Source organism: Pseudobdellovibrio exovorus JSS (genome assembly GCF_000348725.1).
Lineage (GTDB): Bacteria > Bdellovibrionota > Bdellovibrionia > Bdellovibrionales > Bdellovibrionaceae > Pseudobdellovibrio > Pseudobdellovibrio exovorus.
Genome location: NC_020813.1, coordinates 2,345,175 through 2,369,918 on the forward strand (window position 1 = coordinate 2,345,175; position 24,744 = coordinate 2,369,918).

At 42.7% G+C, this 24,744-nt stretch carries 24 protein-coding genes and 1 other RNA gene; 13 read left to right on the plus strand and 12 right to left on the minus strand.

Annotated elements, in window-relative coordinates; translation table 11 throughout:
- Positions 1–19 precede the first annotated feature (19 nt).
- From A11Q_RS11590 to A11Q_RS11605, 4 genes are all read right to left on the minus strand, one after another.
- Entirely contained in the window at positions 20–880 is an 861-nt protein-coding gene (locus A11Q_RS11590; protein ID WP_015471009.1) for a polyprenyl synthetase family protein, read from the minus strand.
- 11 nt (positions 881–891) lie between these two features.
- Positions 892–1,116 (minus strand): exodeoxyribonuclease VII small subunit, encoded by a 225-nt coding sequence (xseB, locus tag A11Q_RS11595; protein ID WP_015471010.1) that lies wholly within the window; start codon positions 1,114–1,116, stop codon positions 892–894.
- A 6-nt stretch (positions 1,117–1,122) separates the two neighbouring features.
- Entirely contained in the window at positions 1,123–2,499 is a 1,377-nt protein-coding gene (gene xseA, locus A11Q_RS11600; RefSeq protein WP_015471011.1) for an exodeoxyribonuclease VII large subunit, read from the minus strand.
- A gap of 78 nt (positions 2,500–2,577) precedes the next feature.
- Positions 2,578–2,790: a hypothetical protein gene (locus tag A11Q_RS11605; RefSeq protein ID WP_015471012.1), complete on the minus strand. Its 213-nt coding sequence runs from the start codon at positions 2,788–2,790 to the stop codon at positions 2,578–2,580.
- A 120-nt stretch (positions 2,791–2,910) separates the two neighbouring features.
- On the opposite strand from A11Q_RS11605, the gene ssrS reads away from it, so the two are divergent.
- From ssrS to A11Q_RS11630, 6 genes are all read left to right on the plus strand, one after another.
- Positions 2,911–3,083, plus strand: a non-coding RNA gene (gene ssrS / locus A11Q_RS13725) — 6S RNA.
- Between the two features lie 278 nt (positions 3,084–3,361).
- Entirely contained in the window at positions 3,362–5,578 is a 2,217-nt protein-coding gene (locus tag A11Q_RS13920) for a hypothetical protein (RefSeq protein ID WP_015471013.1), read from the plus strand.
- A 198-nt stretch (positions 5,579–5,776) separates the two neighbouring features.
- Entirely contained in the window at positions 5,777–7,876 is a 2,100-nt protein-coding gene (locus tag A11Q_RS11615) for a hypothetical protein (RefSeq protein ID WP_015471014.1), read from the plus strand.
- Entirely contained in the window at positions 7,867–8,406 is a 540-nt protein-coding gene (locus tag A11Q_RS11620; RefSeq protein WP_015471015.1) for a hypothetical protein, read from the plus strand. The genes A11Q_RS11615 and A11Q_RS11620 overlap by 10 nt, the downstream gene beginning before the upstream one ends.
- Before the next feature lie 34 nt (positions 8,407–8,440).
- Complete coding sequence (locus A11Q_RS11625; RefSeq protein WP_015471016.1) at positions 8,441–10,579, plus strand: hypothetical protein; 2,139 nt, start codon at positions 8,441–8,443, stop codon at positions 10,577–10,579.
- On the plus strand, positions 10,555–11,157 hold the full coding sequence (locus A11Q_RS11630; RefSeq protein WP_015471017.1) for a hypothetical protein: 603 nt from the start codon (positions 10,555–10,557) through the stop codon (positions 11,155–11,157). Before A11Q_RS11625 ends, A11Q_RS11630 begins: the two co-directional genes overlap by 25 nt.
- A gap of 61 nt (positions 11,158–11,218) precedes the next feature.
- Here the strand turns inward: A11Q_RS11630 and A11Q_RS11635 are convergent, their stop codons facing one another.
- The 6 genes from A11Q_RS11635 to A11Q_RS11660 are packed head-to-tail and all read right to left on the minus strand — an operon-like array spanning position 11,219 to position 16,867.
- Complete coding sequence (locus A11Q_RS11635) at positions 11,219–11,782, minus strand: NifU family protein (RefSeq protein WP_015471018.1); 564 nt, start codon at positions 11,780–11,782, stop codon at positions 11,219–11,221.
- A complete protein-coding gene (locus A11Q_RS11640; RefSeq protein ID WP_015471019.1) occupies positions 11,779–13,011 on the minus strand; it encodes an aminotransferase class V-fold PLP-dependent enzyme in 1,233 nt (410 codons plus the stop codon). The genes A11Q_RS11635 and A11Q_RS11640 overlap by 4 nt, the downstream gene beginning before the upstream one ends.
- Positions 13,004–14,278: a Fe-S cluster assembly protein SufD gene (gene sufD / locus A11Q_RS11645; protein ID WP_015471020.1), complete on the minus strand. Its 1,275-nt coding sequence runs from the start codon at positions 14,276–14,278 to the stop codon at positions 13,004–13,006. The genes A11Q_RS11640 and sufD overlap by 8 nt, the downstream gene beginning before the upstream one ends.
- 1 nt (position 14,279) lies before the next feature.
- On the minus strand, positions 14,280–15,032 hold the full coding sequence (gene sufC / locus A11Q_RS11650; protein ID WP_015471021.1) for a Fe-S cluster assembly ATPase SufC: 753 nt from the start codon (positions 15,030–15,032) through the stop codon (positions 14,280–14,282).
- A 13-nt stretch (positions 15,033–15,045) separates the two neighbouring features.
- Complete coding sequence (gene sufB / locus A11Q_RS11655; protein ID WP_015471022.1) at positions 15,046–16,470, minus strand: Fe-S cluster assembly protein SufB; 1,425 nt, start codon at positions 16,468–16,470, stop codon at positions 15,046–15,048.
- A complete protein-coding gene (locus tag A11Q_RS11660; RefSeq protein WP_015471023.1) occupies positions 16,463–16,867 on the minus strand; it encodes an RrF2 family transcriptional regulator in 405 nt (134 codons plus the stop codon). Before A11Q_RS11660 ends, sufB begins: the two co-directional genes overlap by 8 nt.
- A gap of 516 nt (positions 16,868–17,383) precedes the next feature.
- Here A11Q_RS11660 and A11Q_RS13630 point away from each other — a divergent pair.
- Positions 17,384–18,097 carry a hypothetical protein gene (locus A11Q_RS13630; protein ID WP_015471024.1) on the plus strand — a complete coding sequence of 238 codons (714 nt, stop codon included), beginning with the start codon at positions 17,384–17,386 and terminating at the stop codon, positions 18,095–18,097.
- Here A11Q_RS13630 and A11Q_RS11670 read toward each other — a convergent pair.
- Both A11Q_RS11670 and A11Q_RS11675 read right to left on the minus strand, forming a co-directional pair.
- Entirely contained in the window at positions 18,084–18,839 is a 756-nt protein-coding gene (locus A11Q_RS11670) for a PI-PLC domain-containing protein (RefSeq protein ID WP_015471025.1), read from the minus strand. The genes A11Q_RS13630 and A11Q_RS11670 overlap by 14 nt on opposite strands.
- A gap of 23 nt (positions 18,840–18,862) precedes the next feature.
- Complete coding sequence (locus A11Q_RS11675) at positions 18,863–19,999, minus strand: lysozyme family protein (protein ID WP_041575262.1); 1,137 nt, start codon at positions 19,997–19,999, stop codon at positions 18,863–18,865.
- On the opposite strand from A11Q_RS11675, the gene A11Q_RS11680 reads away from it, so the two are divergent.
- From A11Q_RS11680 to A11Q_RS11705, 6 genes are all read left to right on the plus strand, one after another.
- Entirely contained in the window at positions 19,989–20,780 is a 792-nt protein-coding gene (locus A11Q_RS11680; RefSeq protein ID WP_015471027.1) for a MotA/TolQ/ExbB proton channel family protein, read from the plus strand. The genes A11Q_RS11675 and A11Q_RS11680 overlap by 11 nt on opposite strands.
- 11 nt (positions 20,781–20,791) lie before the next feature.
- Positions 20,792–21,202, plus strand: a complete 411-nt coding sequence (locus A11Q_RS11685) for an ExbD/TolR family protein (RefSeq protein WP_235044612.1) — start codon at positions 20,792–20,794, stop codon at positions 21,200–21,202.
- A 12-nt stretch (positions 21,203–21,214) separates the two neighbouring features.
- Positions 21,215–22,078: a TonB family protein gene (locus A11Q_RS11690; RefSeq protein WP_235044613.1), complete on the plus strand. Its 864-nt coding sequence runs from the start codon at positions 21,215–21,217 to the stop codon at positions 22,076–22,078.
- A gap of 26 nt (positions 22,079–22,104) precedes the next feature.
- Complete coding sequence (locus tag A11Q_RS11695) at positions 22,105–23,499, plus strand: PD40 domain-containing protein (protein ID WP_015471030.1); 1,395 nt, start codon at positions 22,105–22,107, stop codon at positions 23,497–23,499.
- A 63-nt stretch (positions 23,500–23,562) separates the two neighbouring features.
- Positions 23,563–24,234, plus strand: coding sequence for a peptidylprolyl isomerase (locus tag A11Q_RS11700; protein WP_015471031.1), 672 nt, complete (start codon positions 23,563–23,565; stop codon positions 24,232–24,234).
- A 2-nt stretch (positions 24,235–24,236) separates the two neighbouring features.
- Positions 24,237–24,743: a peptidylprolyl isomerase gene (locus A11Q_RS11705; RefSeq protein WP_015471032.1), complete on the plus strand. Its 507-nt coding sequence runs from the start codon at positions 24,237–24,239 to the stop codon at positions 24,741–24,743.
- The last annotated feature ends 1 nt before the right edge of the window (position 24,744 follow it).

The window sequence follows — 24,744 nt, forward strand, 5'->3', positions numbered from 1 at the left end:
AACACATCTAAGCGCAAAATTAATTCTTTCTATTAAAGTTAAATTCAATCAGAGCCTGCAATGCCGTTTTGTCACCTACAGAAACTTTTTGAATCCACTGTTGCGCCTGCTGAGAATGATCTAACAAAGCCGTCACTGTTTTTTCTTTGCCTAAAACACTCAAATAGCTTTTGAAATCTTGTTCTTTATCTGTGGCATCCAACAGATCATCTTTAATTTGGAAAGCCATCCCTAAATGAAATGCAAATTCATAGATCGCTACCACATCTTCTTGTTTCGCATCAGCAGCTAAAGCACCGCCAACGGCCGAAGCTTGGATAAGATGCGCTGTTTTCAGACGATGAATTTTTTGTAGGTCGGCGTAAGTTACTTTTTCTGTCGCCTGCATATCCAATACTTGTCCTGAAACCATTCCCGCAGAACCGATTCGCTCTGATAGGCTGCGTATCATCGCCACGCGTGTTGGAGGAGATAAAAGCTCATCTGAAGACAGAAGATAAAAGACATCCGTTAAAAGACCATCACCAGCCAGTAGCGCAATATCCTCTGAAAAGACTTTGTGGTTAGTGGGCTTACCTCGTCTGAAATCATCATTATCCATACAAGGTAAATCATCGTGAATTAAGGAATAGGTATGAACCATTTCGAGTGCAAGGCACAAAGAACGTATTTTTTGTACTGATTCCGAAAACAATCGAAAGCATAAAAAGGATAAAAATGGACGGAAGCGTTTCCCACCAGAAAGCAGGCTGTAACTTTGGCTTTCCAAAAGTTTGCTAGCAACTAACGGGGACTGCTTTTGCGTTTCTAGGTAATGACTCAGCCACCCCTCAAAACGTTCACAAAACTGCTGCTGCTCTTGCTCTAGCGAATAGTTCATATAATGCCGATCTAAGTTTCGTCTGAATTAAAATCTTCAGTTACGGCTTGGCCTTTGTCGTCTACACTGATGAGCTTTTTAACTTGTGCCTCAGCTTTTGTCAGTTGAGCATGACAATCGCGCGAAAGTTTAACGCCTTCTTCGAACAGCTTTAAAGACTCATCTAATGCTAGCTCACCGCGCTCCATTTTTTGTACAATCTCTTCTAGGCGAGATAATTTTTTTTCAAAATCCATAGCGCACTACCCTTTCGTACTCTTAGTACCTGTGACTTCGGCAGTTATTACCCCATCCGTCACTTTAATTTCAATCTCATCATTCTTTTTAATATCTTTTACTGACTTCACGACTTTGGTTCCAGTTGTCGTGATGGAATACCCACGATCCACAACAGCCAGCGGACTGAGTGAATCCAGCTTACCCATATTGCTCTTCAATCGGTAACTCGCTTGATTCAAGCGGTGATCTATCGAGCGGTTCATAAGAATTTGCATTTTTTCCACGCGACTGCGTAGGTTCTGAATAATATCACGTGGTGAAACTAGTTTTTTTTCTAGAAGCTGAATATCTTTTTTCAAATGCAGAAAATAAACTCGAGTCGCCTGTTCAAGACGCGTCAGTAATTCATCGTTACGGAATGCATAGTCTTGCAATTTTTTCTTAGGGTCCACAAGACGACGACTGGTCAAAACTAAGCTTTGCATTTTTAATTTTAAAAATTTTTGTAAGCTCGTGTTTAGCATACGATCTAAATGTTGAAGTTTTTGTAGAATCTCGTGCGAGCTTTTTGCTACAAGCTCTGCCGCCGCCGATGGTGTCGGCGCACGTAAGTCCGCCACAAAGTCACAAATAGTAAAATCAATTTCATGCCCCACAGCGGAAATCACAGGGATCGGACTGGCTGCGACTAAGCGAGCAAGTTTTTCATCATTGAAACACCACAGATCTTCCATCGACCCGCCACCGCGACCGATGATGATCACGTCCACAGGTAATTTCACGGCTTGCGAAAAAGCCTCACATAATGAAGAGGCGGCTGCCGCACCTTGAACAATGGCCGGAACTAGTGTCAGTTCAACATTGCGAGCACGTCGGCGCATCACATTTAAAATATCTTGAATCGCCGCACCCGTCGGAGACGTCACAATCGCTACATGACGAGGGTATGGTGGGATCTGTCTTTTGCGGGCAGAATCAAACAATCCTTCGGATTTTAATTTTTCTTTTAATTGCTCGAATTGTTTTTGTAAGGCACCGGCCCCTACAGGCTCCATCGTTTCACAGACAATCTGATAGGTCCCGCGTGGTTCATAAACTGTGATACGACCACGCACAATCACTTCTAAACCATCGTGTGGTTTAAATTTTAATTTAGCGTTGTGACCACGGAACATGATGGCGGAGATCTGCGCACGGGAATCTTTTAATGAAAAATAAAAATGTCCAGAACTGTGAGGTTTAAAGTTTGAGACTTCCGCACGTAGCCAAACCTGCCCCAACTGTCCCTCTAGAGTTTGACGTATATGTGAATTTAATTGTTCGACATTGTAAACCACAGAGTCACGCTGCTGTGACGAAGATTCTGTAGTTTCTGAGGGAAATCCGAACTGTTGAGACATGGGAAAAACTTAACAGCCCCAGAGGACAAGTCAACCGCGAAGTCGGTTAATCTTTAAATGAAACTCAGAGGGAAAAGACTACGAGAGCCAAAGATTTTGTAAGGACCAAATGCCTCCGACATATAGCGAAAGAACCGCTATCTTACGATGTCTTTCAAATGTCATATATTGAGATGGCATACGCTTTTGGGCCAACGCCACAAGCTGAGGAATTTCAAGCACGAAATTAATGGCTAGACCATAAAGAAACACTACAAATGGGAAATAAAAATCTAACGCTGAAATAGACATCAAAGCTGCTCCCATAAAAGGTTTAAAGCATTTATCATGCCTACTATTCGGCAGCTTTTTTTGCTGTCTGTAGTCCTGTTCCATGGACTTTTTAGAAAACTTTCGCTAACCTAAAAAAGTAGAGGTTCGAGGGCGTAAGACTCATCGAAAATAAACCTTACAAGCATATTTTTGGGGGCTGTCCCTGACAATGGTGTGCAAGCTCACCTCGTAGTGAGAAGCCTAAAGTTGTTATCATGGTCACCCACCTTGCGAAACAGAGGTTTACTTTCAGAGTTGCTATCGAATCTTTTTTTTTGCTTTTTTTACCCTTCTACTGATCCATTTACACAACCTCCTCTTTTCAGCATCTTTTCGTCCCTGAGCTATTCACCTAGTTTTATGTTTTCCTCGTTTGAATGACCCGAAACAGCTTATTTTTTAGACTCCTTTCCGATCTTCCTACTTGCTGGCTCTTTTTCAGAGTCAATATGCCACTAAACTGATTTGGCTTGAACCTTGCTTAATGCTCTGTCGACTCTAAAAAATTCAGACTTTCTGAATCGGTACAGGGGAAACACACGGGGGAAACATGAAACTTGTTCGTTCACTTCATTCGGTTGCAGTCGTTGCGGCCCTATTGGGGGGCTTCGTTGCCGAAGCTAATAATAAAAAAGTAAAAGAAAGCCGCGATTGGTCTTTGTGGGAAAGCACAGTGAATAACTCTGTGGTTTGCTACATGCAGGCCAACAAAGATCACTATTACTTCCTGATTATGAAAACCAAAAACAGTCCTAACGTAGAAGTGATGATGCAAACGCCGGAAAACAAGCGCGGCGTAACAGGTATGACTGTGACTATCGCAGGTGTTCCCAACCAATTAACTTTTGCTGACATTAACGGTCGCAAAACCCACTACTGGGGTATTGGCAAAAATCTTTCTTCTTTCATCAATCAGATGAGAACAGAAAGTCCTAAACTACAAGTGCGTGGCGTGGGCGGATCTAAAGATGAAGCGGTTGAAATTTCAACTCGTGGATTCGGTGCGATGTTAACAGAAATGCAAAACCGCTGTAATAACGGTGCTGGTTTAGTTAATCCAGAAATGGAAGCCAACTTCTTAGCGGCAGTTCCTGACTTTGTTAATCCGTTGACGATTGATTTCAACAAAGCCACTCAATTGCGTGGAATCCACGCCGGCGCTTACGCTGATGCCAACCAGATCGTGATGACTCAGGCGGAATTAGCTAACGCCATCAAAAAGTACCAACCTTTAACTGACGAATTAAATCAAAACCGCTCGACAGCGTCTTACATTCAGAACACATCGTTACCTCAGGCTCAAAGTTCTTTGGCACAGGCTCAAAGAATCCAAGCTGAAGGCCGCGGCGAAATCAGCCGCATTGATGCTCAGATTCCGGGATTGAATACTAAAATTCAAAATTCACAAAAGGCACACGACACAGCACGTGCCGCATTGGCTCCGCACGAGCCTGAGTTCAACAGATTGAATTCAGGTCTGTCAGGTGCCCAGTCTAATTTAAGTCAAGCCCAAAGCCGCTTAGCTTACATTGAAGACCGCCTGCGTACAGGTTCCCAAAGGATTTCGTCTTTAAGCTATGAAGCCAACACTTTGGAAAGAAGTCTTTCACAAAAGCGCAACGACATGAGCTACGCTCAGTCCGCTTATGATCGCGCTTCACGCGAGCGTTCAAGCTACAATGTCTCTTACGAAAGAGACCGCCGTCTGCGCGGACACTTCGAGTACTCACGTCTGCAATCTGATCTACGTTCTGCTGACAACAACTTGCGTTCAGCTGAAATGCAAGAGCAACAAGCCCGTCGTGAACGCGACCAGATCGACTCACAATTACGTCAATGCCGCGTTCAACCGATGATGGCTGAGGGTGATATGACTGTGGCGCAAGTTCGCCCTGACGGCCCGGGCTTCGGTGGTCCCGGTGGTCCTCGCCCTCCAGGTGGTGGACCGGGCGGACCTCGTCCTCCGGGTGGTGGCGGTCCTGGCCACGGTGGCCCGGGTGGTCCTCGTCCTCCAGGCGGCCCGGGTGGACCAGTGCCTCCGACTCCTCCAGCTCCACGCGACTGCAGTCACTTAGAGCGCTCGTTATTATCAGCTAACCAAAACTTAGAACGTGCAAAAGATGCAGTCAGATCAGCAAGCAATCAACGCAATATGGTCAGCTCGCGCATCAACCAGATCGAAAGACAGATCGACAACGAAGTGAACAGTGAATACAGCGTCTTAGTAAATCGCGAAGATCAAGCACGTCGTGAATTAGACCGTATCGCGAACTCTCTGCGCAGTGATGAATCGCGCATTTCACAAATTCGCTACACTGAATTGCCAGCTTTAGAGCGTGAACAATCTAGCCTGACAAACGAAAGACCTTCAACTCAGCAGGCGATTTCACAGGCACAAGCTGACATCAGCCGTATCAACCAAGAGCTGACTCGCTTTAAATCTTCAACTGGTTGGGATCGCAAGGCTGAATCAGTACAAAGCACTCGTGCTCAATTAGAAACGGATCAAAGAAACTTAGCCAATGCTCAGGCACAGAAAAGTTCTTTACAGCGTCAGCTTGAAACTGCGATCGCACAAGAGCCGCAACTGCGCGCGCAAGTGGATTCGTTGAATGCACAGTTGAATTCTTTGAACGCCCGTGCGAACGAATTGAACCGCGGACTTGCAAACTTACCGGCAGAGCGTGCCCCATATGATGCCCGCATCAGTTCATTACAAACCAACTTACGCGCAAGACAAATCGAGTTTTTAAACTTGCTTCGCTAGGTCTGTTGAGATTTTAATTCTTGAAAGGGATTCGATCATGTCGAATCCCTTTTTTTATTTTGTTAGTTTCTTTATGTCTCGTAGTGAGACACTTTTTTTGAAATACTCTTATTTTTCGACTGATCACATGCGCTTTCTGGTCCTTCTGACAGTCCAGATCGCTCGAGTCTTTTCGCAAAATTACCGATAAATTTAAGAGTGAAAAATCGTTATTTTAACCTGTGTTTATTAATACTTGCGCTGATTTGGGTGGGAGCTTGTACTCCGATCCAGAACTCGCGTTTTAATGAATACCTTTCGCAGAAATACGAAATTCCAGAATGTAAACAGCACTACACCTATGCCTCTAAAACATCTCTTGTCGGAACTGCCGTGTTCTACAAGCGTGGTGTGAATCTTGTGTTACAAGGTGGTGAATTAAAAAATATGACACTGGGCGATCCCTTAGCTACACCACTTCCTATTCGTTTCGCTGAAGTGGCGGTTTACGATTCTAAGAATCAAATCATTCAATGTGGTAAAACCGATAATAACGGAAATCTAAAAGCTTTAGATGCTGTTTCTAATTTAGAAATTCCAGCCATTGCGGGCAACTACACTGCCAGAATTTTTTCGCGTATCAATCACACGTTAACTTTTGCCGGAAAACCTGATTTTGCAGTCAATGTTGCTGTCAAAAAAGATAAGTACACAAATGAGCTTCACTCTTTAAGCGCCTCTTTTTCTTCTAATGCGCGCGACGATAGCAGTGTTCGCCTAGTCGCCTATGCCCGTCAGACAGATTCAATGGATGTGGAGGGTGGTGCGTTCAACATCTTGAATAATATGTACACGGCGTACAACTACATTCGCTCGAATACGGGTATCACCAATACGACTTGCTTAAGCGAAAAACTAAATGTCTACTGGCGCATCGGATTTAATCCTGCTCAGTATATCTACCCCGATCTAGATCCTTCTGGTTTAGGCAATGGTAGTTTTTACGATCAATCTAATAACTCGCTTTATATCACAGGTGGCCGTTTAGGAAATATCTCGTTGGAAGTGACGAATCACTTTGACGATTACGTCACTATACACGAATTAGGTCATCATATCGAAAATGTCTGTGGCTCATTAAGAACCCCAGGCGGTTCACATCAAATCATTACACGTATCGATCCCCGTTTAGCATGGGCTGAAGGCTGGGCTAATTATTTTGCGGCACAGGTGATGTACAATTCGATTCAACAGTTAAATCCTGAATTTACAACTAAGATGGCCACGTCCGGAATCACCGATACGAATTGGACTTATCTTTTTGCCTCAGAGGGTTTTTCAGACTCCGTACAAAACATTGGTAGCGGCGGCGGATTTATGTTTGATCTGAAAAAGCCTGGAAATAATCCGGACTCATGGCAAAGCGGTATTTTCTTTGGACAACCTTTCGATAAAGTTGATCCTTCCCGCTACTTTGGTGAAGGTCACTTCCGTGAAGGTGCTATCACACGTGGACTATTTAAGTTTACCAATGCCTGTGGTGCGAACTGTATTTCTTCAGGGAATGAAATTCCTTTTAGCTATATTTGGTCTGCCATGAATAAGCAAACTGGCATTGGACAATTACAGTACATTTACAAAAGCTCTTTAAACTTGTTTGAACTGATTAAGTCATCACTAGGCGCAGCGACATGGAATAGTGTTTATCGCACCTTCAACGCCGCAGTGACTTCGGAAGCCTTACATTTATTCTCGGATGGGTATTACAACTCGGGCAGTGTTTATTCATGGATTCCTTATGGAACTTATTTAACAACAGTGACCGCTGGATCTTGTTCCCAAACGCTTAGAATTGAACCACGCTCAGACGACCCAGTTCTAACAGGAACTAATTCAGATCAACGCTACTCAAATCACTTTTATACTTTAGATTTAAATTACCTCAGTAATGTCAGCGAACTCAGTGTGACTTTTACCAAGACTGTTTCTGGCGGAACCGACACCGAGTTTGATTTACTTTTATATGATGGCAGCAACTACTTCTCTGTCGATGATTACAGTTGTACCACTCAGCGCGATGCCTATGGCACATGCTTAGGTTCGTTTGCTCCGAGCCGTGGTATTAACGAGTATGTCGTCCGCTATGACCGCCGCGCGGGTGCGATTAATACGAAAACAATCCGTGACTTAAATACTTTAAATAAGAATCGCCGTTATTTATTAAATATCCGTGCTTACACAGCGAATAAATCTATCAACTCACTAACAGAGTACGAGTACAGAATAACCAACCAAAATGGAGATAACATATGTCCATAAAAATTCTTGCTTCGTTTTTTGTCGCCGCTTTCGTGGCCATTTTACTTTATTACACCCAATCATTGGCTCCGAAGTCCTCGACACCTGCTTTTGCTAAATCGAGTTTTGCCTCTGCAGATATTCCTCGCTCACAATTTAGTAGCAAAGGTGTCGTCAACAGAGTGATTCAAGTCAAAATCACTCACGAAAATGTGAAAAAGAATTCCGACAAAAATGCCATTCAGGCCGAAGTCAGCATTCCTTTCGACTTTAATGGACCACTTTCTTATCGCTGGAAAATTGGCGAAAATGTCACCGTTATTGAAGGTGAGCTGACAGGACAATTATCTGAATTGCGTAAAGAGTCTCCGGCTAAATTTAAGATTGTGGTCACAGGATTCAGTTTAGAGTCCAACCACCATGTCGGATTTGAAATTTTAGGTGAACAAAGTGGCCATCGCATCAGCGGTGACAGCTTAATTGCCTCGGACCCCGAAAGCACTTTTGAGAATGTGGTGCAAAATGTAGAGAAGATTAAGGCTTCCAAATAAAGCTTAATCATAACCACCACTTAAGGACTTAATTTTGAAAAACTTGTTGCACGTACTTCCCTCTTTAATACTTTCAAGCGCGCTAATCAGCAGTTGTGTGCCATTAAAGATCGACACGCCTGCGCCGACACCAGCTCCGGCGTGTACGTCAGTGGTCCCAGAAGTGGCGGCCTGTAGCCCTATTGACTATAGCTCTGTCAGTACGATCACTGTCAGCGGGGAAGCTAAGTTTCAAAAGCGCTCTATTATTCGCAGCGGGAACTCTTTATTTTTAAGCGGCAATGCAGATTTAATTGAGCTACCTATTCGTTTTGCTGAAGTTCAAGTTCTAAATAGCTCTGGCTCATTAGTTCAATGTGGCGTTACCGATGGGACCGGACAACTGCGCGCTTTTAATGGTTCGTCCGCTTTAACTATTCCAACAACCAGTGGCAGTTATGTCGTCAAAGTTATTTCCCGCACAAATACCACCTTCCCATCCTCTGGGGCCAGCTTCACAACTAATGCCTCAGTTAAAAAAGATATCTGTACTAATTCCCATCACTCGATTTCCAAGACATTTACTTCTATGGGAACAAATGTAACGATTCCCACAAATGATCTTTTGGCAACCGCAAAAGAAAATGACGATGTTAGCATCCCCGGTGCTGCATTTAATATTTTAAATAATCTGATAACAACCTATGAATACCTTTCCTCATCTGTGGGAACGACACAAAATCTAAGCTGCTTAAATCCTAAACTAGACATGTACTGGCAAGCTGGATTTAATCCCGCTCAATATATTTACCCAAATGTCTCACCTGCTGATGTTGATAATGTTTCCTTTTATTTGCGCGGCTATAACGAGTTGTACATCAATGGCGGTAAGCTCGGTGATGTGAGAAAGGCCGACACAGACCATTTTGATGATGCCGTCGTTATTCATGAAATTGGCCATCATATTGAAAGCGCCTGCGGTAAAGCCGATTCTCCGGGTGGAGCCCACAACGGTTTATTCCGTATTGATCCACGATTAGCATGGTCTGAAGGTTGGGGAAATTTTTTAGGGGCCCATGTTATTCGTAATAATTTCGATAAGATCTACAATAATAGCAGTGCCGTACGCACAGCACTGTCTGGAGTTGCCATTAACAACTCTACAGACTGGAATTTCTATTTAGATACATCTGGATATGCAGGCGATGCTTTTGTAACCACGCCACGAGAGCTGATTCGATTTGAAATGATTCGCGATGGTACAGATCCCGAACGAGTGGCCACAAACTACCTAGGATACGACTACCACTACGACAAAGTTGATGGCACAGCAAATCCAGGTGAAGGGCATTTTCGCGAGGTTTCTATCGCGCGCAGTTTATTTAAAATATCGAACACCTGTGATCCGGCAACTCGATGTGTGGCTGAAACGACAGATCCTTCTCCGACAACTTACTTTTCTGAAGTGTGGAAGTCTTTTGTAGATTTAGGACAAGGATCATTTCCGTTCAGAAGCTCGGTGCGTTTCTATGAAAGATTCAAGGCGGTATTAGCTCCCAACCCGCTACCCGCAGAAGTCACAACTATTTTGACTAACGAAGCTCAGCAACCACACGGTGACGCTGTTTACACATCAACAGACTTAAATTGGCCCAGCTATGGTATCAAGTTAGTTCCACAGTCCACTGAATGCAAAATACAGTTCCATCCTCGTAAAGAACCAGCTAAGGCTTACATTCAAGGCTTGGATGATGAACGTTCTGATCCGCGCTATTCAAATCACTTTTACTATGTGGATTTTAATACGATTAATGCTAATACCATCACTTTAAGTGCTACACATTTAGCTGGTTCAAATGTGGATTTAGACTTAGCTCTGATGCCAGAGGCTTATCGCTACCCAGAGAGTCCTTGTATCAACTACAATAGTAGTTATATCTGTACAGCTTATACTAAAGTTCCAGATTCCAACTCGCAATTTATTCGCTATTCAAGAACTAACTCTACGGCAACATCTCAAACAGAGAGTTTAGTCAATCTTGCGACTCTGCCGAAAACGGCTCGCTACGTTTTAAATTTACGAGCCTACACCGCAGGCTCTGCGATCACAGTTTCTAATTCCACAGTTTATGAGTATACACTGACGACAAATAATGCAGGAGAATACCTATGTCCAGACAACAGCAATTACTAGCATCTATTTTTGTGTTAATAGCTGGAGGCTTTTTAGGATATCACGGTGTTAAGTGGGCCCAGCCCGATTCGACACAAAATCGCTTTATTGCATCCCAACCCAGAATGAGCAAGGTGGGTTTAGAACAAACAGCTCGTCACTTCTTCGACATAAAAGTGGACACTCAACAACTCGCTCAAAAAGATGACGACGTTTCCGAAGTAAAAGTTATTATAACGGCGATTCGACCTCTTCCAACTGGTTTGATCTACAACTGGCATCTTGCGGAAAATTCGCAAACATTGGAAGGCTCGTTACAAGATCAACTGGGATCTTTAAATGTTGGTGAGTCGCGTGAGTTGGTTTTAAAACTGCGTGGCTTTTCTAAAGAAAATCGAAAGTATTTGAGTTTTGAAATCAAAGGTGATGTGAGCAGTATTCCCGTACAACGTGAAGTTTTAATCTCTTCACGTATTGAAGACTCTTTGGAATATGCTATCTATCAAAATGAGCTTAACCAACAAGGCAATGCTCAACAAAACACACAAGAGGAATCACCTTCGCGTGGTAAGTTCTCTCCTGAAAATGTGATTCGCTAATAGACTCATATGAACTGAGATAACGAGTTTACGCTCTGTGTCCGTAAACAGGGCCTGGCACCTAAAGAGGAATCACTTCCACTGATGGGTCAAATTCGTCTTTCAGTATCCCGTCAATAGCCATCAATGTTCCTGTTGTGGCACTTGGGCACGTTCCACAGGCACCTTGATAGATGACGTACACTTTATTATCTTCAAACTTCACGACTTCAATATCGCCACCATCACCCTGTAAACCAGGACGGATGGTGCGATCTAAGATCTCTTCGATTCTTTGTAGATCAGGTGAAAGATTTTGGCGTGCAATTTTCTTTTCGTCCAAAACTGTTTGGTTCGGGTTATGTACTGGCATGCGAGTTTGAATCACAGCACAGACCTGCTTACTCACTTCATCGCTGTCATAGTCAAACTGATGCGTTACTGTGATCACATTCTGAAAGAAGTGGACCTGACGAACTCCATCTATTTGGAATAGTGAACTCGCTAAATTATTGTGTTCAGCTTCCTGTTTATCTGAATAGGTCGCTTTTCCTTCATTCAGCACGGGAAGATTTAATACAAACTTCCATGCCGCAGGATTCGGTGTAGCTTGAACTCGAATTAGAACTTCTTGGCTAGTACTCATAACAACATCCTCTTGGCTTTTTTAACACCATCAATAAACTGAGAAATATCATTTTCATTATTATAAATCGAAATCGAAGCACGTGCTGTGCCTGTTATCCCTAACTTTTTCAATAAAGGCTGTGTGCAGTGATGTCCCACACGAATGGCTACACCCTGCTGATCTAAAATCTGCCCTAAGTCCGCGTGATGGACTCCCTCCATCACAAAACTCACGATGGCTGCTTTTTCACGGGCCTCACCGATCAGACGAACTTCAGGAATTTGTTTTAACTCATCTACAGCGATTTTCATCAAGCGCTGTTCGTGTTCAAAAAGAGCACTGATGTTGTACTGTTGTAAAAAGCGCAGTGACTCTAACGTACCGATAGCCCCTTCGACATGGGGAGTTCCGGCTTCAAACTTAAATGGCAAGTGATTGAAGGTTGTCCCCTCAAAATCCACGGCGTGAATCATGCTGCCACCACTTTGGTACGGAGGCATCTTATCTAATAACTCTTTACGGCCATACAGAACACCAAAACCGAATGGACCAAACAGTTTATGCGAAGAAAAAGCTAAGAAATCCACGCCTAGAGCTTGAACGTCTACTTTTTTTTGTGAAACATACTGAGCGGCATCCAATAACGTCACAGCACCTACAGAGCGCGCTTTAGAAACGATCTTTTTAATCGGAGTTAATGTCCCTAAGATATTGGAACATCCCGAAAAAGCGACCAGTTTAGTTTTAGATGTAATAGTACTCTCGATAGAAGCCTCGTCGATTTCACCATTAGGCAAAACAGCGATGTACTTCACTGTACAGTTTTTTTTCTGAGCTAGAACTTGCCATGCCACCATATTTGAATGGTGTTCCATTTCCGTCAGAACAATTTCGTCACCTGCATTTAAGAAGCTGCCATAGCTCTCTGCAACCAGATTAATACTCTCTGTTGTTCCACGAGTAAAAATCACTTCTTCAATGGAAGAGGCATTTAAGAAAATACGGATCGCCTCACGTGATTTTTCAAATTCGTCTGTAGCCGCATCACTCAGATAGTGAGCACCACGATGAACATTAGCTGTTTCAAGACTGTAGAACTTAGAAATACGATCAATCACACTTTGAGGCTTGAGTGTCGTCGCCGCACTGTCTAGATAAACCAGATCACGACCCCGTACTTTTTGTCGGAGCGCTGGGAACTGTTGTCTGATCTCTAGAGTTTGGCTGTCCGTTTGGTGGCTATCCATTTTGCACCATACGCTCTAGTTTTTTATTCAGTGAGTTTAAAAGATAGTTCTGTAAAGTTTCATTTTTAACTTTATAGACCAACTCTTTCGCAAAACCAAAAGAGAGCATCTTCACCGCTTGGAATTGATTGATCCCACGGCTCAGAAAATAAAAAATTTCTTCTTTATTTAACTGCCCCACTGTCGATCCGTGCCCCGCCTTAACATCATCCGCATAAATTTCTAATTGAGGAATACTGTCGGCTTGCGCCTGACGAGTTAATAACAGATTATTATTCAGCTGTTCTGAGTTCGCCTTTTGAGCATCTTGTGCAATACGCACACGTCCACGGAAGACAGAGTGAGCCGCGCCAGACAGAATAGATTTATAGTGCTGAACTGACTGATTGTGGCCAACGGCGTGTTCGATAAATGTATAATTATCTAGATGTTGCTGCTCATCTAAGACACCTAAGCCATACACTTCAGCTTCCGCATTTTCTTCATTAAATCTTAAATGAAGGTAATTGCGCACCAGACGATTTCCTAAAGATAATGCTAAAGATTGTACCCAAGCTGAAGCCTGCAATGAAATCTGTACCTGAGAAAAGTGATACGAACCCGCATCTTCATCTTGCAACTGAACGAATGTGAGTCTTGCCGATTTGTCGACCTGCACATTCACATTTAAGTTTATAGCGTCAGCAGTGGAATTAATGAAGCTCATCGAGTGGACTAGGAGTTTGAGCTCTGAGTTTTCTTCTAAGTGAACGTTCAACTTTTCGCTAAGATAAACTGAGTTCTTAGACGATTGTACAAAAACCACTTGTACCGGTTTGTCGATTTGACGATGCTTTAAAACCTTTAAATTGATTTTTTTCTGCAAAAAAGCCTGTGCTAAATTTAAAAGGCGCTCTTCTACATTTTCAGTTGCTGTTGAAAAATCTGACTCTTCTAGTTCAGTGATTTCAATTAAGCCGTCAGCATCATCCGACAGTGTGTTATTCAAAATACCATTTACAAAAACAAAATTAATAAAATCTGAAGGAAGGTTTTTCGAGACCTCTTGCATCTGCTCGTGAGTCAAATGCATCTCGTCGTCTTCATGGGACTTCCAGTCTATTTCTTTGAATCCCGTTAACGAAGTAAACTTCCACGCCTCGTCACGACGCGTAGGAAGGCCCTCGGCGACAAAACGCTCGAAAGACTTCTGGCGCTCTTCATTCGCCTTAACGCTATCTAAAGCGGCGCGATTTTTAAAGTTTAAGTAACTTGTTTCCCAGCTCATTTTAGTTCACCAACCAGTCGTAACCTTTTTTCTCGAGTTCTAAGGCCAACGAAGCGTCCCCGGACTGGATAATCTTTCCACCAGCTAAAACGTGTACAAAGTCAGGCTTGATGTAATCTAAAAGTCTTTGATAGTGAGTCACCAGTAAGATTGCATTCTGTTTAGAACGCAATTTATTCACGCCTTCAGCTACAACTCGTAAAGCATCAATATCTAGACCAGAATCTGTTTCATCTAACAAAGCTAATCGTGGCGACAACACTGCCATTTGCAGAATCTCGTTACGTTTTTTCTCTCCGCCCGAGAATCCTACGTTTACAGGTCGCTCAAGATATTCTGGTTTCATCTGCACCACTTTCATTTTTTGGTACAAGAACTCGCGGAACTCACCTTCACTCATCGGTTCAGATCCTTGATGCTGTAGAACTGAATTAAAAGCTGTATGTAAAAAGTTAAAATTAGATACACCCGGAACTTCTACCGGATATTGAAAGGCCAAGAAGATACCCTCTTTAGCGCGCACATCTGGTTCTAGCTCTAATAAGTTTTGCATTTGAAAATTCACTTCGTATTTTACTTCTCCAGAAGTGACTTCATAAGAGGGATGGCCTGCTAATACCTTAGAAAGTGTGCTTTTTCCTGAACCATTGGGCCCCATGATCGCATGCACTTCGCCTGCATTAATTTTTAAAGACAAACCTTTTAGGATTTCTTTTTCTTCTACTCTTGCGTGTAAATTCGATATTTCTAACATGTGCAGTCCTGTTCTATCCCACTGAATTTTCTAATTTCATTTCAATCAACTTAACGGCTTCGACCGAGAACTCTAGTGGAAGTTCTTTAAATACTTCCTTACAGAATCCATTCACTAACATCGAAATCGCCTTTTCATTATCCAACCCGCGCGATTTTAAATAAAAAATCTGATCTTCCGAGATACGCGATGTGGTCGCTTCGTGCTCGAGTGTTGCCGTTTTGTTTTTCACTTCGATGTAGGGGAACGTGTGAGCACTTGATCTGTTCCCCACTAACATCGAGTCACATTGCGAGTAATTACGTGCATTTTCAGCAGACGCCATGATCTTCACTTGGCCACGATAGGCATTTGAAGAATGTCCTGTCGAAATCCCTTTCGAGATAATTGTGCTTTTCGTGTTTTTCCCGATATGGATCATCTTCGTGCCCGTATCTGCCTGCATATAATCGTGAGTTAATGCAACCGAGTAAAAAGCCCCTTCAGAACTTTCACCTTGTAAAATCACTGATGGGTATTTCCATGTGATCGCCGATCCTGATTCAACCTGCGTCCATGAAATTTTAGATTTCTTGCCTTTGCAGATTCCACGCTTTGTCACAAAATTGTAGATTCCGCCTTTACCTTCTTTATCACCCGTGTACCAGTTCTGAACTGTCGAGTATTTAATTTCGGCATTATCTAAAGCCACTAACTCGACGACCGCTGCATGCAGTTGGTTTTCATCACGCTGAGGTGCTGTACAACCTTCAAGATAGTTCACATAGCTGCTTTCTTCTGCCACGATCAGTGTTCTTTCAAACTGGCCTGTCTCTTTCGCGTTAATACGGAAATAAGTGGATAAGTCGATCGGACAACGAACCCCTTTTGGAATGTACACAAAAGATCCGTCAGAAAAAACAGCTCCGTTTAAAGCCGCATAGTAATTGTCCGTTGAGGGCACAACCGAGCCTAAGTATTTTTTTACTAGTTCTGGATGATTTTTTACCGCTTCAGAAATAGAGCAGAAGATCACACCTAGTTGATCCAGCTCTTCATAGCGAGTTGTTGCAATGCTGACAGAATCAAATACCACATCCACAGCCACGCCCGAGATTCGCTTCTGCTCTGATAACGGAATTCCTAAGCGCTCGAATGTCTTAATTAATTCTGGATCAAGTTCATCCATAGACTTTGGAGCTTCTTCGCTTTTAGCTTTCGGAGCCGCATAATAAGTCAAAGCTTGGAAATCAATCGGCGGATACTTCACCGCAGCCCATGTGGGCTCAGTCAATGTCAGCCAATGGCGGTAAGATTTAAGACGGTATTCTAATAACCACTCGGGCTCATTTTTCTTTTGCGAGATCAGGCGAATGATCTCTTCACTAAGGCCTTTCGGAAAAGCCTCAGTTTCAATGTCCGTACTAAAACCATATTTGTACTCGTACGACTCAGACATGTAGGACCTCATCTAAACTAACAGATTTATAGAACTCTTGAATTTTCTTATTTAAGTTGTTGATCGGAGACATAATATTGCACGTCGATTGAATCTCGCAGGCTTCATCTGAGCTTAAGCATTTCGTCAACGTCGTATGTCCCTCTAGCATTTCGGAAAGATCATGCAGTGATACTTCAGATAAAGAGCGCGCCAGAATATATCCACCACCCACACCATATTCCGCTTTTAATAATCCGCGAGACGAAAGCGCTTGCAACACACGCGCAGTGGTTTCGAACGAAATGTGCATCTGCTCGGCCACCTCTTTTGCGGTGGTTAACTCTCCGGCAGATTTCTGCGTGATGATCCGCAAGGACATCAGGGCATATTCCATTTTTTTATTCATTTTGTTCATAAAAATCTCTTTAATATCAGCTAGTTAAGATAATATCACAACCAGCTAATTTTAGCCTCTTTAAAATACGCACATTTTTATCGTATTTAACGAAAGGAAAATTATATGAGATTTAAATGAAAAGCAAATGAAAACCTTAAAGCAAACAGGGGCCTATTCAATAGAGCTTATGACCCTATAGATCTTACTTAATAGAATTGGTTTTACTGTCCATGGATTGGCCGGTTTTTATAAAGAGAAATAGGATACCTCTGTGGTTTTTTACGGACCTTATTATTCACTTCACACAATATATTATGTATAAAGCGCAGATTTGAGCTGTCTAAAAATTGATTGTTTAATATGCAAAACAGGCTTCAGAGACAATACACGACACTTTTGAACCCCAAATCCTGTAAATAATTTATGAACGTCTACAAAATTACTGTCGAAAATAAAAATAGATTCCTTTATTTGGGCCTGTGGTGCTAAACCCTGTTTCAACAACAAAAACACACAAACCTTAGGGGGGTTTTGATGAAAAGTTTGACGCTTGTATTAGTAGCCACTTTGTTAACGTCTTTTTCTGCTCAAGCAGGAAGTAACAGCGATCGCAGAGCCCTGACTTTAGGATCTGTTGAAACAACTGATGTTACTGATCAATATCCTCAACACGCAGTAACTGATCGCGAACTTTATGAATCAGAACTTTTAGGTCAGTTAAATGGTATCAGCGCTAAATTGACTGCTGCAGAAGCCATCGTAGACCAAGTGATCAACATCGGAACAAAAGTTTGGAATGTGGTAGAAAAAGCTCGTCCCGTTTCAAACTACAACAGCTCACGTGCAACTGCTTTACCACAGGGTGCATTAGCTTGGTCACAACTTGAAGGTTGGCAACAACCCGTAACTCGCGTTTACAGTGCTAGCTACAAAAACTTAATGGGTGTAGAAGTCGCTCGTTTAGTTTACCGCGTGACTTTGTTATACGGTGGAAGCGTTGAAGGTGTAGGTCGTTACATTGGTTACGCATCAGTTGAACCAGTTGATGTTAACGTATTACCAATGTGGCAATTAGACGCTACAGCTTCAGTAGACTCTGTATACAATATGGGTACAAGCCGCAGCCCAGTTGCTGGTATGATCTTGAATGTTAGCTGGCAAGTTCGCAGCGTGTTGTCTGACAGACGTCAAAGCGACACTCTAACTTTAGATGCTAACGGAAATATTCGCCAAACTACTCGTAGATAATTATTCCTAAAGGTTCCAACTGTAGGGCTGACTGAATCTGATCAGGTTCAATAGGCCCTACAAGTATTTTCTTCTTCCTTCTTTTCATCTCAGCCAAAAGCTCTTCATTAAAAAAATCATGTTGACGAATTTTCAAAGGCTGTAAAATCACATCCGCACGAAACGAAACCGCTTCTATCAAATGCATCGACTGCATCGCAACGATTTTTAAAATTTCAGGTTGTGTCGTTGCAAATACTAAAGCCGGCGCAATTTCTTTTAAGGCCTTCATCGGAGCTTCATACGGACTGGTCACAATAAAATTGTCACCTTTAGCCAAACCCATTTGCTCTAGATTATGTATAAATACTTGGTGAACAGCATGTGCATTTTCAATGATATTAAGGACTAATTTTTTGTTTTTGAGTTGCTCCGTTACATCAGACAAAAGAATCACATCATTTTTAACTTCGTCATAGTTAAACAGACGAATCGGTCTTTCTGTACTTTGCCATTGGCGACGAGGGATCACTAGCTTCTGATCAAAGGTGACCGAGATATCTAAAAACAGATTCTCTTTACCAGCCAAAGCCTGATCTAAATGCTCAAACGAGGGTTTAGAAAAAATAATCGGCTCTGCGGATTGCTGTAACATCGGGTGATTGTACTCAGTATAACTTAAAGAGCGCCCCCAGTACTTCACAGTCAGAAAGCAAACAAAAGACATCAACAACGTAAGGATGGTAACGACAATAATTCTCATGTCGTCAAGACTAGCAATATTGCTTACATCTCACCACAGGAATTACCCATATGGCGCTGTACATAATCTCCGGCTGCTGCCATATCCGACACATAAGTGGCTCCATGAATGACAGCATATTCAGCAAATGACATGTTTCGTATTTTTGCTTTTTTCAATGCTTCACGCTTTGAGGGTTCTAATCTTAAGATTTTTTTGACCTGCGACAAGTTCTGATTCAAATCTAAATCTTGTTCTGTGATTTGATGTGAAACCTGTTTACGATTTTGTGCATAACCACTTAATAGACGCTTCGTTCCCGTCATCCCGCGATTATAAGCCAAATACGTCAACTGACGCTTCAATCGTGGAGTTAAAACATCATAGACTTCAGGCAAATCAGACAAAGCGCGATCTAAGGTGATCTGATCCAGCATCGTATGAAGATAATTAAAGAGCATGGCGCGATATGGGTTTTTAGGAAGAGAAATCATCGAGCAGCGCTTTTGCACAGAAAAAGCATCGACATTAAAATGTCCTACCACACTGGAAATGCGCTGACATGAGGGACGAGAGCTTTCTAATAATACACGGCGGGTTCTTTCAACTAAGTTGTTCGCTGTCACACGCTTAATGCCATTCGCGGTAAACTGAGAAATCCCCGAATCGAATCCGGTTTTATTGATCGCGTTTATATGAAAACCGCTTTCAATCATAATCTGCAAATAGAACTCACGCGGATCTAAATTAAAACAGTCCATCACATCGTGGTAGGCATTGTAAGACAACATCACATAGGGTTCACTCATACACGGACGATTGCTGGAAATCGTCGGACGCGCTTCTTCACTAGCACATTGAGCATAGTGACCAGAAAAATTTCTTTGTGCGAACTGCACACACTTAATAGGAATACGTTTATCTTGTTGATGTTCATTCGATGTCAAATACTCTGGCGACATCAAAGCTAAAGCTGGCTCAAGATACAGTCTTTTTTCATTGGAGCATTGTTCAAAAGTCACACGTTCTGCAGTGGGATTTCTTTTTACAGACGAAGGTTCACGGACCGATTTTTGCGTACACTGAACCAATAGCAGAGCTAGTACAGTTATTAAGAGGTAAGGGGTTTTCACCTTGCTCAAAATTTTTTTTCGATTTACGATTTTTTCAATGAAAAACATCTTGAACAACAACACCTCGATCGTTTTCCTTTCACTCTTAATTCTAGCACAAAAAGGCTTTGCAGCGTCTCCCCCGACCTCTACTAACGTCGGTACCGAGATGAATGCTTTGAACAGTTTGTTACAAGCTAGCTTTGTCGTGCAATTGACAATTCTGATTCTGATCAGTTTATCTATCCTAAGCTGGGCTATTGGCTGGTCGAAATACCAACAGTTTAAAAAAATCAAAGCCGCCAATGCTGAATTCGACAATTTGTTCTGGGCGACAAGCTCTTTTGATTCTCTTTTTGAAAAGGTAGATAACTTTTCAGAAAGTCCGCATGCGCGCGTTTTCAAAGCGGCTTATTTAGAAATGAAAAAAATTGCTGAGTCTCCGTTGATGAATAAATCCCATGGCGACAATCCGCAGTTAACAGGCTTAGATAATTTAGAGCGCTCTTTACGCAAAGCCTCTGAAAATGAAATCGCCAATATGGAAGGACGCCTGACTATTCTTGCCTCTACAGGTTCTACTGGTCCCTTCATCGGCCTTTTCGGTACTGTTTGGGGAATTATGGGCTCTTTCCATCAAATCGGTGTGACAGGTTCTGCCAGCTTGGCCGCAGTGGCTCCGGGTATTTCTGAAGCCTTGATTGCAACGGCTATCGGTCTTGCTGCCGCTATCCCTGCCGTTATGATTTACAACAACTGTATTTCTGTGATTCGTAAAGAAGAAGTTTCACTGAATAACTTCAGCACTGATTTTTTAAACATCGTTAAACGTAATTTTTTTAAAGGTTAAACGACATGGGAATGCAGACTTCTAAAGGCGGATCTTCGCGCATGGCAATGAGTGAAATCAATGTGACCCCTTTCGTGGACGTCATGTTGGTGTTACTTGTTATCTTCATGGTCGCAACGCCTATGATGCAGCAAGGGTTGGATGTTAATTTACCTAAAACCGCATCCACTGGAGTTTCATTAAATGAAGATCCTTTTGTTTTAGTCATCGACGCCAAAGGACGCATTAAAGCCGGGAAATCGGAAATGAAACAAGCCGACCTTGGCGCCAAGATCAAAGCAATTTTTGAAACACGTAAAAACAAACAAGTGTACATTCAAGCGGATAAAGATGTGGACTACGGAACAGTGGCCTACGTCATGGGTGAAATTCGTACAGCTGGTATTCTGAATATCAGCCTGATCACGATTCCGAAAGACTAATAGAGGACAAGAGTGCCAAAGAACATGCCTAACAAATCACAACCAGATGATTTGAAAAGAAGTATTGGGATCTCCATACTTCTTCATGGCATTCTTATTTCTCTATTTGCTATTCGCTCTTTATTTTTTTCTGAACCTCTTATCGACTTATCACAGGCGATTACTGTCAGTGTGGGCGAACTTCCCGACAACAATCGCTTACCGCCGAAAGCACAACCCGCGCAGGCTGTAGCCAAAGAAGAACCCGCACCAGCGAAACCAGAGCCAGTGGCTGAACCGGAGCCAGAGCCTGCTCCTAAGCCTGTAGCTAAACCGGAGCCAGCTCCACCAGCAGCTCCTAAAGAAACAGTTAAGGCAGAGCCAGACAAAACTAAAATGCCTCCGAAAAATATAGCGAAAGACGATGAAGTCAACTTAGAGAAAAGCCGTGCACGCCAACGTGAAGCTTTAAATCGTCTGAAAACTCAATCCGCATTGGAAAAAATTCGCCAAGACGTCAAAAATGAATCTGCAACGCGTGTTCGCAATAGTAATGCGGCTCCAATGCCGACACGTGTGATTGCAGCAGGAAGTGCGCTGAGTGGCTTAGATCAGTTGCAAGCCAATGACTATTTAAGTGCTGTGGATCGCAATATCAAACAAGTGTGGACACTGCCACAGTGGCTGATGAATAAACCATATAAGACTCAAGTCCTCGTGAAGATTAGTACCCAAGGCCAAATTCTTTCTACAGATATTATTTCCTCTAGCGGAAACAGCAGCTATGACCAATACTGTCTTGAGGCCGTAGAAAAGGCAGCGCCTTTTCCTCAAGTGCCCGACAAGTTAAGTGAAAAATTTCGCGTAGATGGAATTGTGATCGGGTTCCCAGAATAAATCTAACCATAAAGGAAGCTCAGAATATGAAAGCATTTATTCAAACTTTTTTTATTTTTGCTTTAGCATTTACTTTTAACTCTTATTCGTATGCGCAACAGGCCTACATCAAGGCCGGAGAAGCCCAAGCGAAAAGAAGTAATTTGGCTTACCCACTTTTTAACAACCTAGGCAGCAATGACAGTGGTGTGGCTACTGCTGCTGCAGCTGATATTTACAACACATCAAAAAGTAATTTCGAGTTGTCGTCTTACTTTGTGATTATGTCGAATCAAGCTTATTTGGAAGATCCTGCTAAGACATCTTTGAAGCCGGCTCCGGCAGATAGCAAAGGTTTTAAATTTGAACCCTTGAAAACTATTGGTGCCGAATTCCTCATTCGCTCGGGGTATTCTGTCAGTGGACAGGATATCAATGTGGAAATGTATCTTTACCATGTCGGCGAAGGGCGTTTGATTTTGGGTAAGCGCTACCGCGCTCCTTTAGCACAAGCCAAACAAATCGGGCACACTCTATCCAACGATGTCATTGAGGCTCTAACAGGAACTCGAGCTCCGTTTATGGCGAAGATCGTTACCGCTTACGAAGTCGACAGCACGGGCTCAAAAGAAATTGCGATTATGAATTGGGATGGCTCTGGCTTCCAACAAGCAACCAGTCATAAATCCATTGCTCTGTCCCCGTCATGGTCTCCGGATGGAAAAAAAATCACGTACTCTGTTTTTTCAAAACTCAGACAGAGCTCTGGCAAAAGTCTTTCGAATGTTTCCCTTTATGTTCTAGATTTAGCCACCAACAAACGTGTTCTGACTTCTTACAGACCAGGATTGAATTCAGGAGCTGTTTTTTCACGTGATGGAAAGTTCCTGTTTTTAGGAATGTCGATGGGAAGTGGCTCTGCCGATATTTATAAAATTAATCTAAAAGGTGAAATCGAAACACGTTTAACAAATGGCCCTGCAGGTGCCATTAATGTTGAACCGACATTAAGCCCCGATGGAACAAAGGTCGCTTTTTCATCTGAGCGCGGTGGTCGCCCCATGATCTATGTGATGAACACTGACGGCAGCAATGTGAAGCGTTTAACCTTCCAAGGAAAGTACAATGCTTCACCTTCATGGTCTCCGGATGGAAAAAAAATCGCCTTTGCAGGACAAGATGGAGCTAACTTCGACATCTTCGTGATGAATGCAGATGGGTCAGGTTTAAAGCGTCTGACCTCAGCGACAAAGGCCAATGGTCGTCCTGCGAATAACGAAGATCCGAGCTTTTCACCGGACAGTCGTTATATCGTCTACACAAGCAACCGCACGGGCTCTAATCAGATTTATATTTCCACTGTGGATGGCGGCGAAGAGCGCCGCGTCACCAATGACAATAGGAACTATTATAGGCCCAAATGGTCGATCAACTTAGAGTAACTTTTAAGCACTGGTAGTCTGCCTATTGACCGGATAATCGGGTTTTTATAGACCTAAGTCTATATGAAAACAAATATCCGTAAGCAGACTGCCAAAAGTCAAAATGCCTTAGTTTTGTTCATCTACGTTTTAGCCTTCGCACTTCTAAGCTGGTCACAGGCCCGCGCTGAAGAAGCTCCTGCGACAGCGGCAACTGAAACCAAAAAAGTAGAAGTGGTCAGTCCTGAAGTGGTCATCGACACCAACTTGGGAAAAATCACTGTTCGATTGAATGCGGAGCATGCTCCTATTTCAACTGAGAACTTTTTGAAATACGTTGAAAAGAAACACTATGATGGTTTGATCTTTCATCGCGTAATCAAAGACTTCATGGTTCAAGGTGGCGGATTTACTCCAGATATGAAAGAACGCGATTCAAAATTTGATCCTATCAAAAATGAAGCGAAGAATGGTCTTTCTAACATGCGCGGAACTATCGCTATGGCCCGCACAAATGAAATTGATTCCGCGACATCACAGTTCTTCATCAACGTTGTCGACAATCAACGCTTAGATCACGTGAATAACTCTCGCTACGGCTACGCTGTTTTCGGAAAAGTTATTTCGGGTATGGATGTTGTAGATAAAATTCGCGACTCTAAAACTGAGTCTAAAGCAGGGCACGATGATGTTCCTGTTAAACCTGTAACCATCAAATCTATCCGCTTAGTAAAAGCACCAGCAAAAGGAAAGTAATCATGTTCGCATTATTCGAAACTAACAGAGGCGAATTCAAAGTAAAATTATTCCATGACCGCGTTCCCAACACAGTTGAAAACTTCGTGGGTTTAGCTGAAGGGACAAAAGAATTTATCGATCCTAATACTGGCGAAAAAACAAAAAGACCTTTCTATGATGGTTTGATTTTTCACCGCGTGATCAAAGACTTTATGATTCAAGGTGGCTGCCCGTTGAAAAATGGAACTGGCGGACCAGGTTATAAATTCGCTGATGAAATCGTAGCTGGACAAAACAAACACGATAAACCGGGTATGTTATCGATGGCGAATGCTGGCCCTAACACAAATGGCAGCCAATTCTTTATCACAACAGTTGCGACTCCTTGGTTAGACCGCGGCCACACTATTTTCGGTGAAGTGGTTGAAGGTTACGACGTTGTCGACACTATCGGTAATACCAAAACAGCTCCGGGTGATCGCCCACTAGAACCAATCGTGATCAACAAGGTGACGATCCAACGCTAGT

What these genes read in the sequence shown, in the direction of transcription:
- xseB (WP_015471010.1), bottom strand. Translation starts at nt 1,116, where the DNA reads ATGGATTTTGAAAAAAAATTATCTCGCCTAGAAGAGATTGTACAAAAA.
- A11Q_RS13630 (WP_015471024.1), top strand. Translation starts at nt 17,384, where the DNA reads ATGAAAAGTTTGACGCTTGTATTAGTAGCCACTTTGTTAACGTCTTTT.
- A11Q_RS11680 (WP_015471027.1), top strand. Translation starts at nt 19,989, where the DNA reads ATGAAAAACATCTTGAACAACAACACCTCGATCGTTTTCCTTTCACTC.
- sufD (WP_015471020.1), bottom strand. Translation starts at nt 14,278, where the DNA reads ATGAGCTGGGAAACAAGTTACTTAAACTTTAAAAATCGCGCCGCTTTA.
- A11Q_RS13920 (WP_015471013.1), top strand. Translation starts at nt 3,362, where the DNA reads ATGAAACTTGTTCGTTCACTTCATTCGGTTGCAGTCGTTGCGGCCCTA.
- A11Q_RS11630 (WP_015471017.1), top strand. Translation starts at nt 10,555, where the DNA reads ATGTCCAGACAACAGCAATTACTAGCATCTATTTTTGTGTTAATAGCT.
- A11Q_RS11705 (WP_015471032.1), top strand. Translation starts at nt 24,237, where the DNA reads ATGTTCGCATTATTCGAAACTAACAGAGGCGAATTCAAAGTAAAATTA.
- A11Q_RS11640 (WP_015471019.1), bottom strand. Translation starts at nt 13,011, where the DNA reads ATGGATAGCCACCAAACGGACAGCCAAACTCTAGAGATCAGACAACAG.
- A11Q_RS11675 (WP_041575262.1), bottom strand. Translation starts at nt 19,999, where the DNA reads ATGTTTTTCATTGAAAAAATCGTAAATCGAAAAAAAATTTTGAGCAAG.
- xseA (WP_015471011.1), bottom strand. Translation starts at nt 2,499, where the DNA reads ATGTCTCAACAGTTCGGATTTCCCTCAGAAACTACAGAATCTTCGTCA.
- A11Q_RS11695 (WP_015471030.1), top strand. Translation starts at nt 22,105, where the DNA reads ATGAAAGCATTTATTCAAACTTTTTTTATTTTTGCTTTAGCATTTACT.
- A11Q_RS11685 (WP_235044612.1), top strand. Translation starts at nt 20,792, where the DNA reads ATGCAGACTTCTAAAGGCGGATCTTCGCGCATGGCAATGAGTGAAATC.
- A11Q_RS11590 (WP_015471009.1), bottom strand. Translation starts at nt 880, where the DNA reads ATGAACTATTCGCTAGAGCAAGAGCAGCAGCAGTTTTGTGAACGTTTT.
- A11Q_RS11620 (WP_015471015.1), top strand. Translation starts at nt 7,867, where the DNA reads ATGTCCATAAAAATTCTTGCTTCGTTTTTTGTCGCCGCTTTCGTGGCC.
- A11Q_RS11635 (WP_015471018.1), bottom strand. Translation starts at nt 11,782, where the DNA reads ATGAGTACTAGCCAAGAAGTTCTAATTCGAGTTCAAGCTACACCGAAT.
- A11Q_RS11660 (WP_015471023.1), bottom strand. Translation starts at nt 16,867, where the DNA reads ATGAACAAAATGAATAAAAAAATGGAATATGCCCTGATGTCCTTGCGG.
- sufC (WP_015471021.1), bottom strand. Translation starts at nt 15,032, where the DNA reads ATGTTAGAAATATCGAATTTACACGCAAGAGTAGAAGAAAAAGAAATC.
- sufB (WP_015471022.1), bottom strand. Translation starts at nt 16,470, where the DNA reads ATGTCTGAGTCGTACGAGTACAAATATGGTTTTAGTACGGACATTGAA.
- A11Q_RS11670 (WP_015471025.1), bottom strand. Translation starts at nt 18,839, where the DNA reads ATGAGAATTATTGTCGTTACCATCCTTACGTTGTTGATGTCTTTTGTT.
- A11Q_RS11700 (WP_015471031.1), top strand. Translation starts at nt 23,563, where the DNA reads ATGAAAACAAATATCCGTAAGCAGACTGCCAAAAGTCAAAATGCCTTA.
- A11Q_RS11605 (WP_015471012.1), bottom strand. Translation starts at nt 2,790, where the DNA reads ATGTCTATTTCAGCGTTAGATTTTTATTTCCCATTTGTAGTGTTTCTT.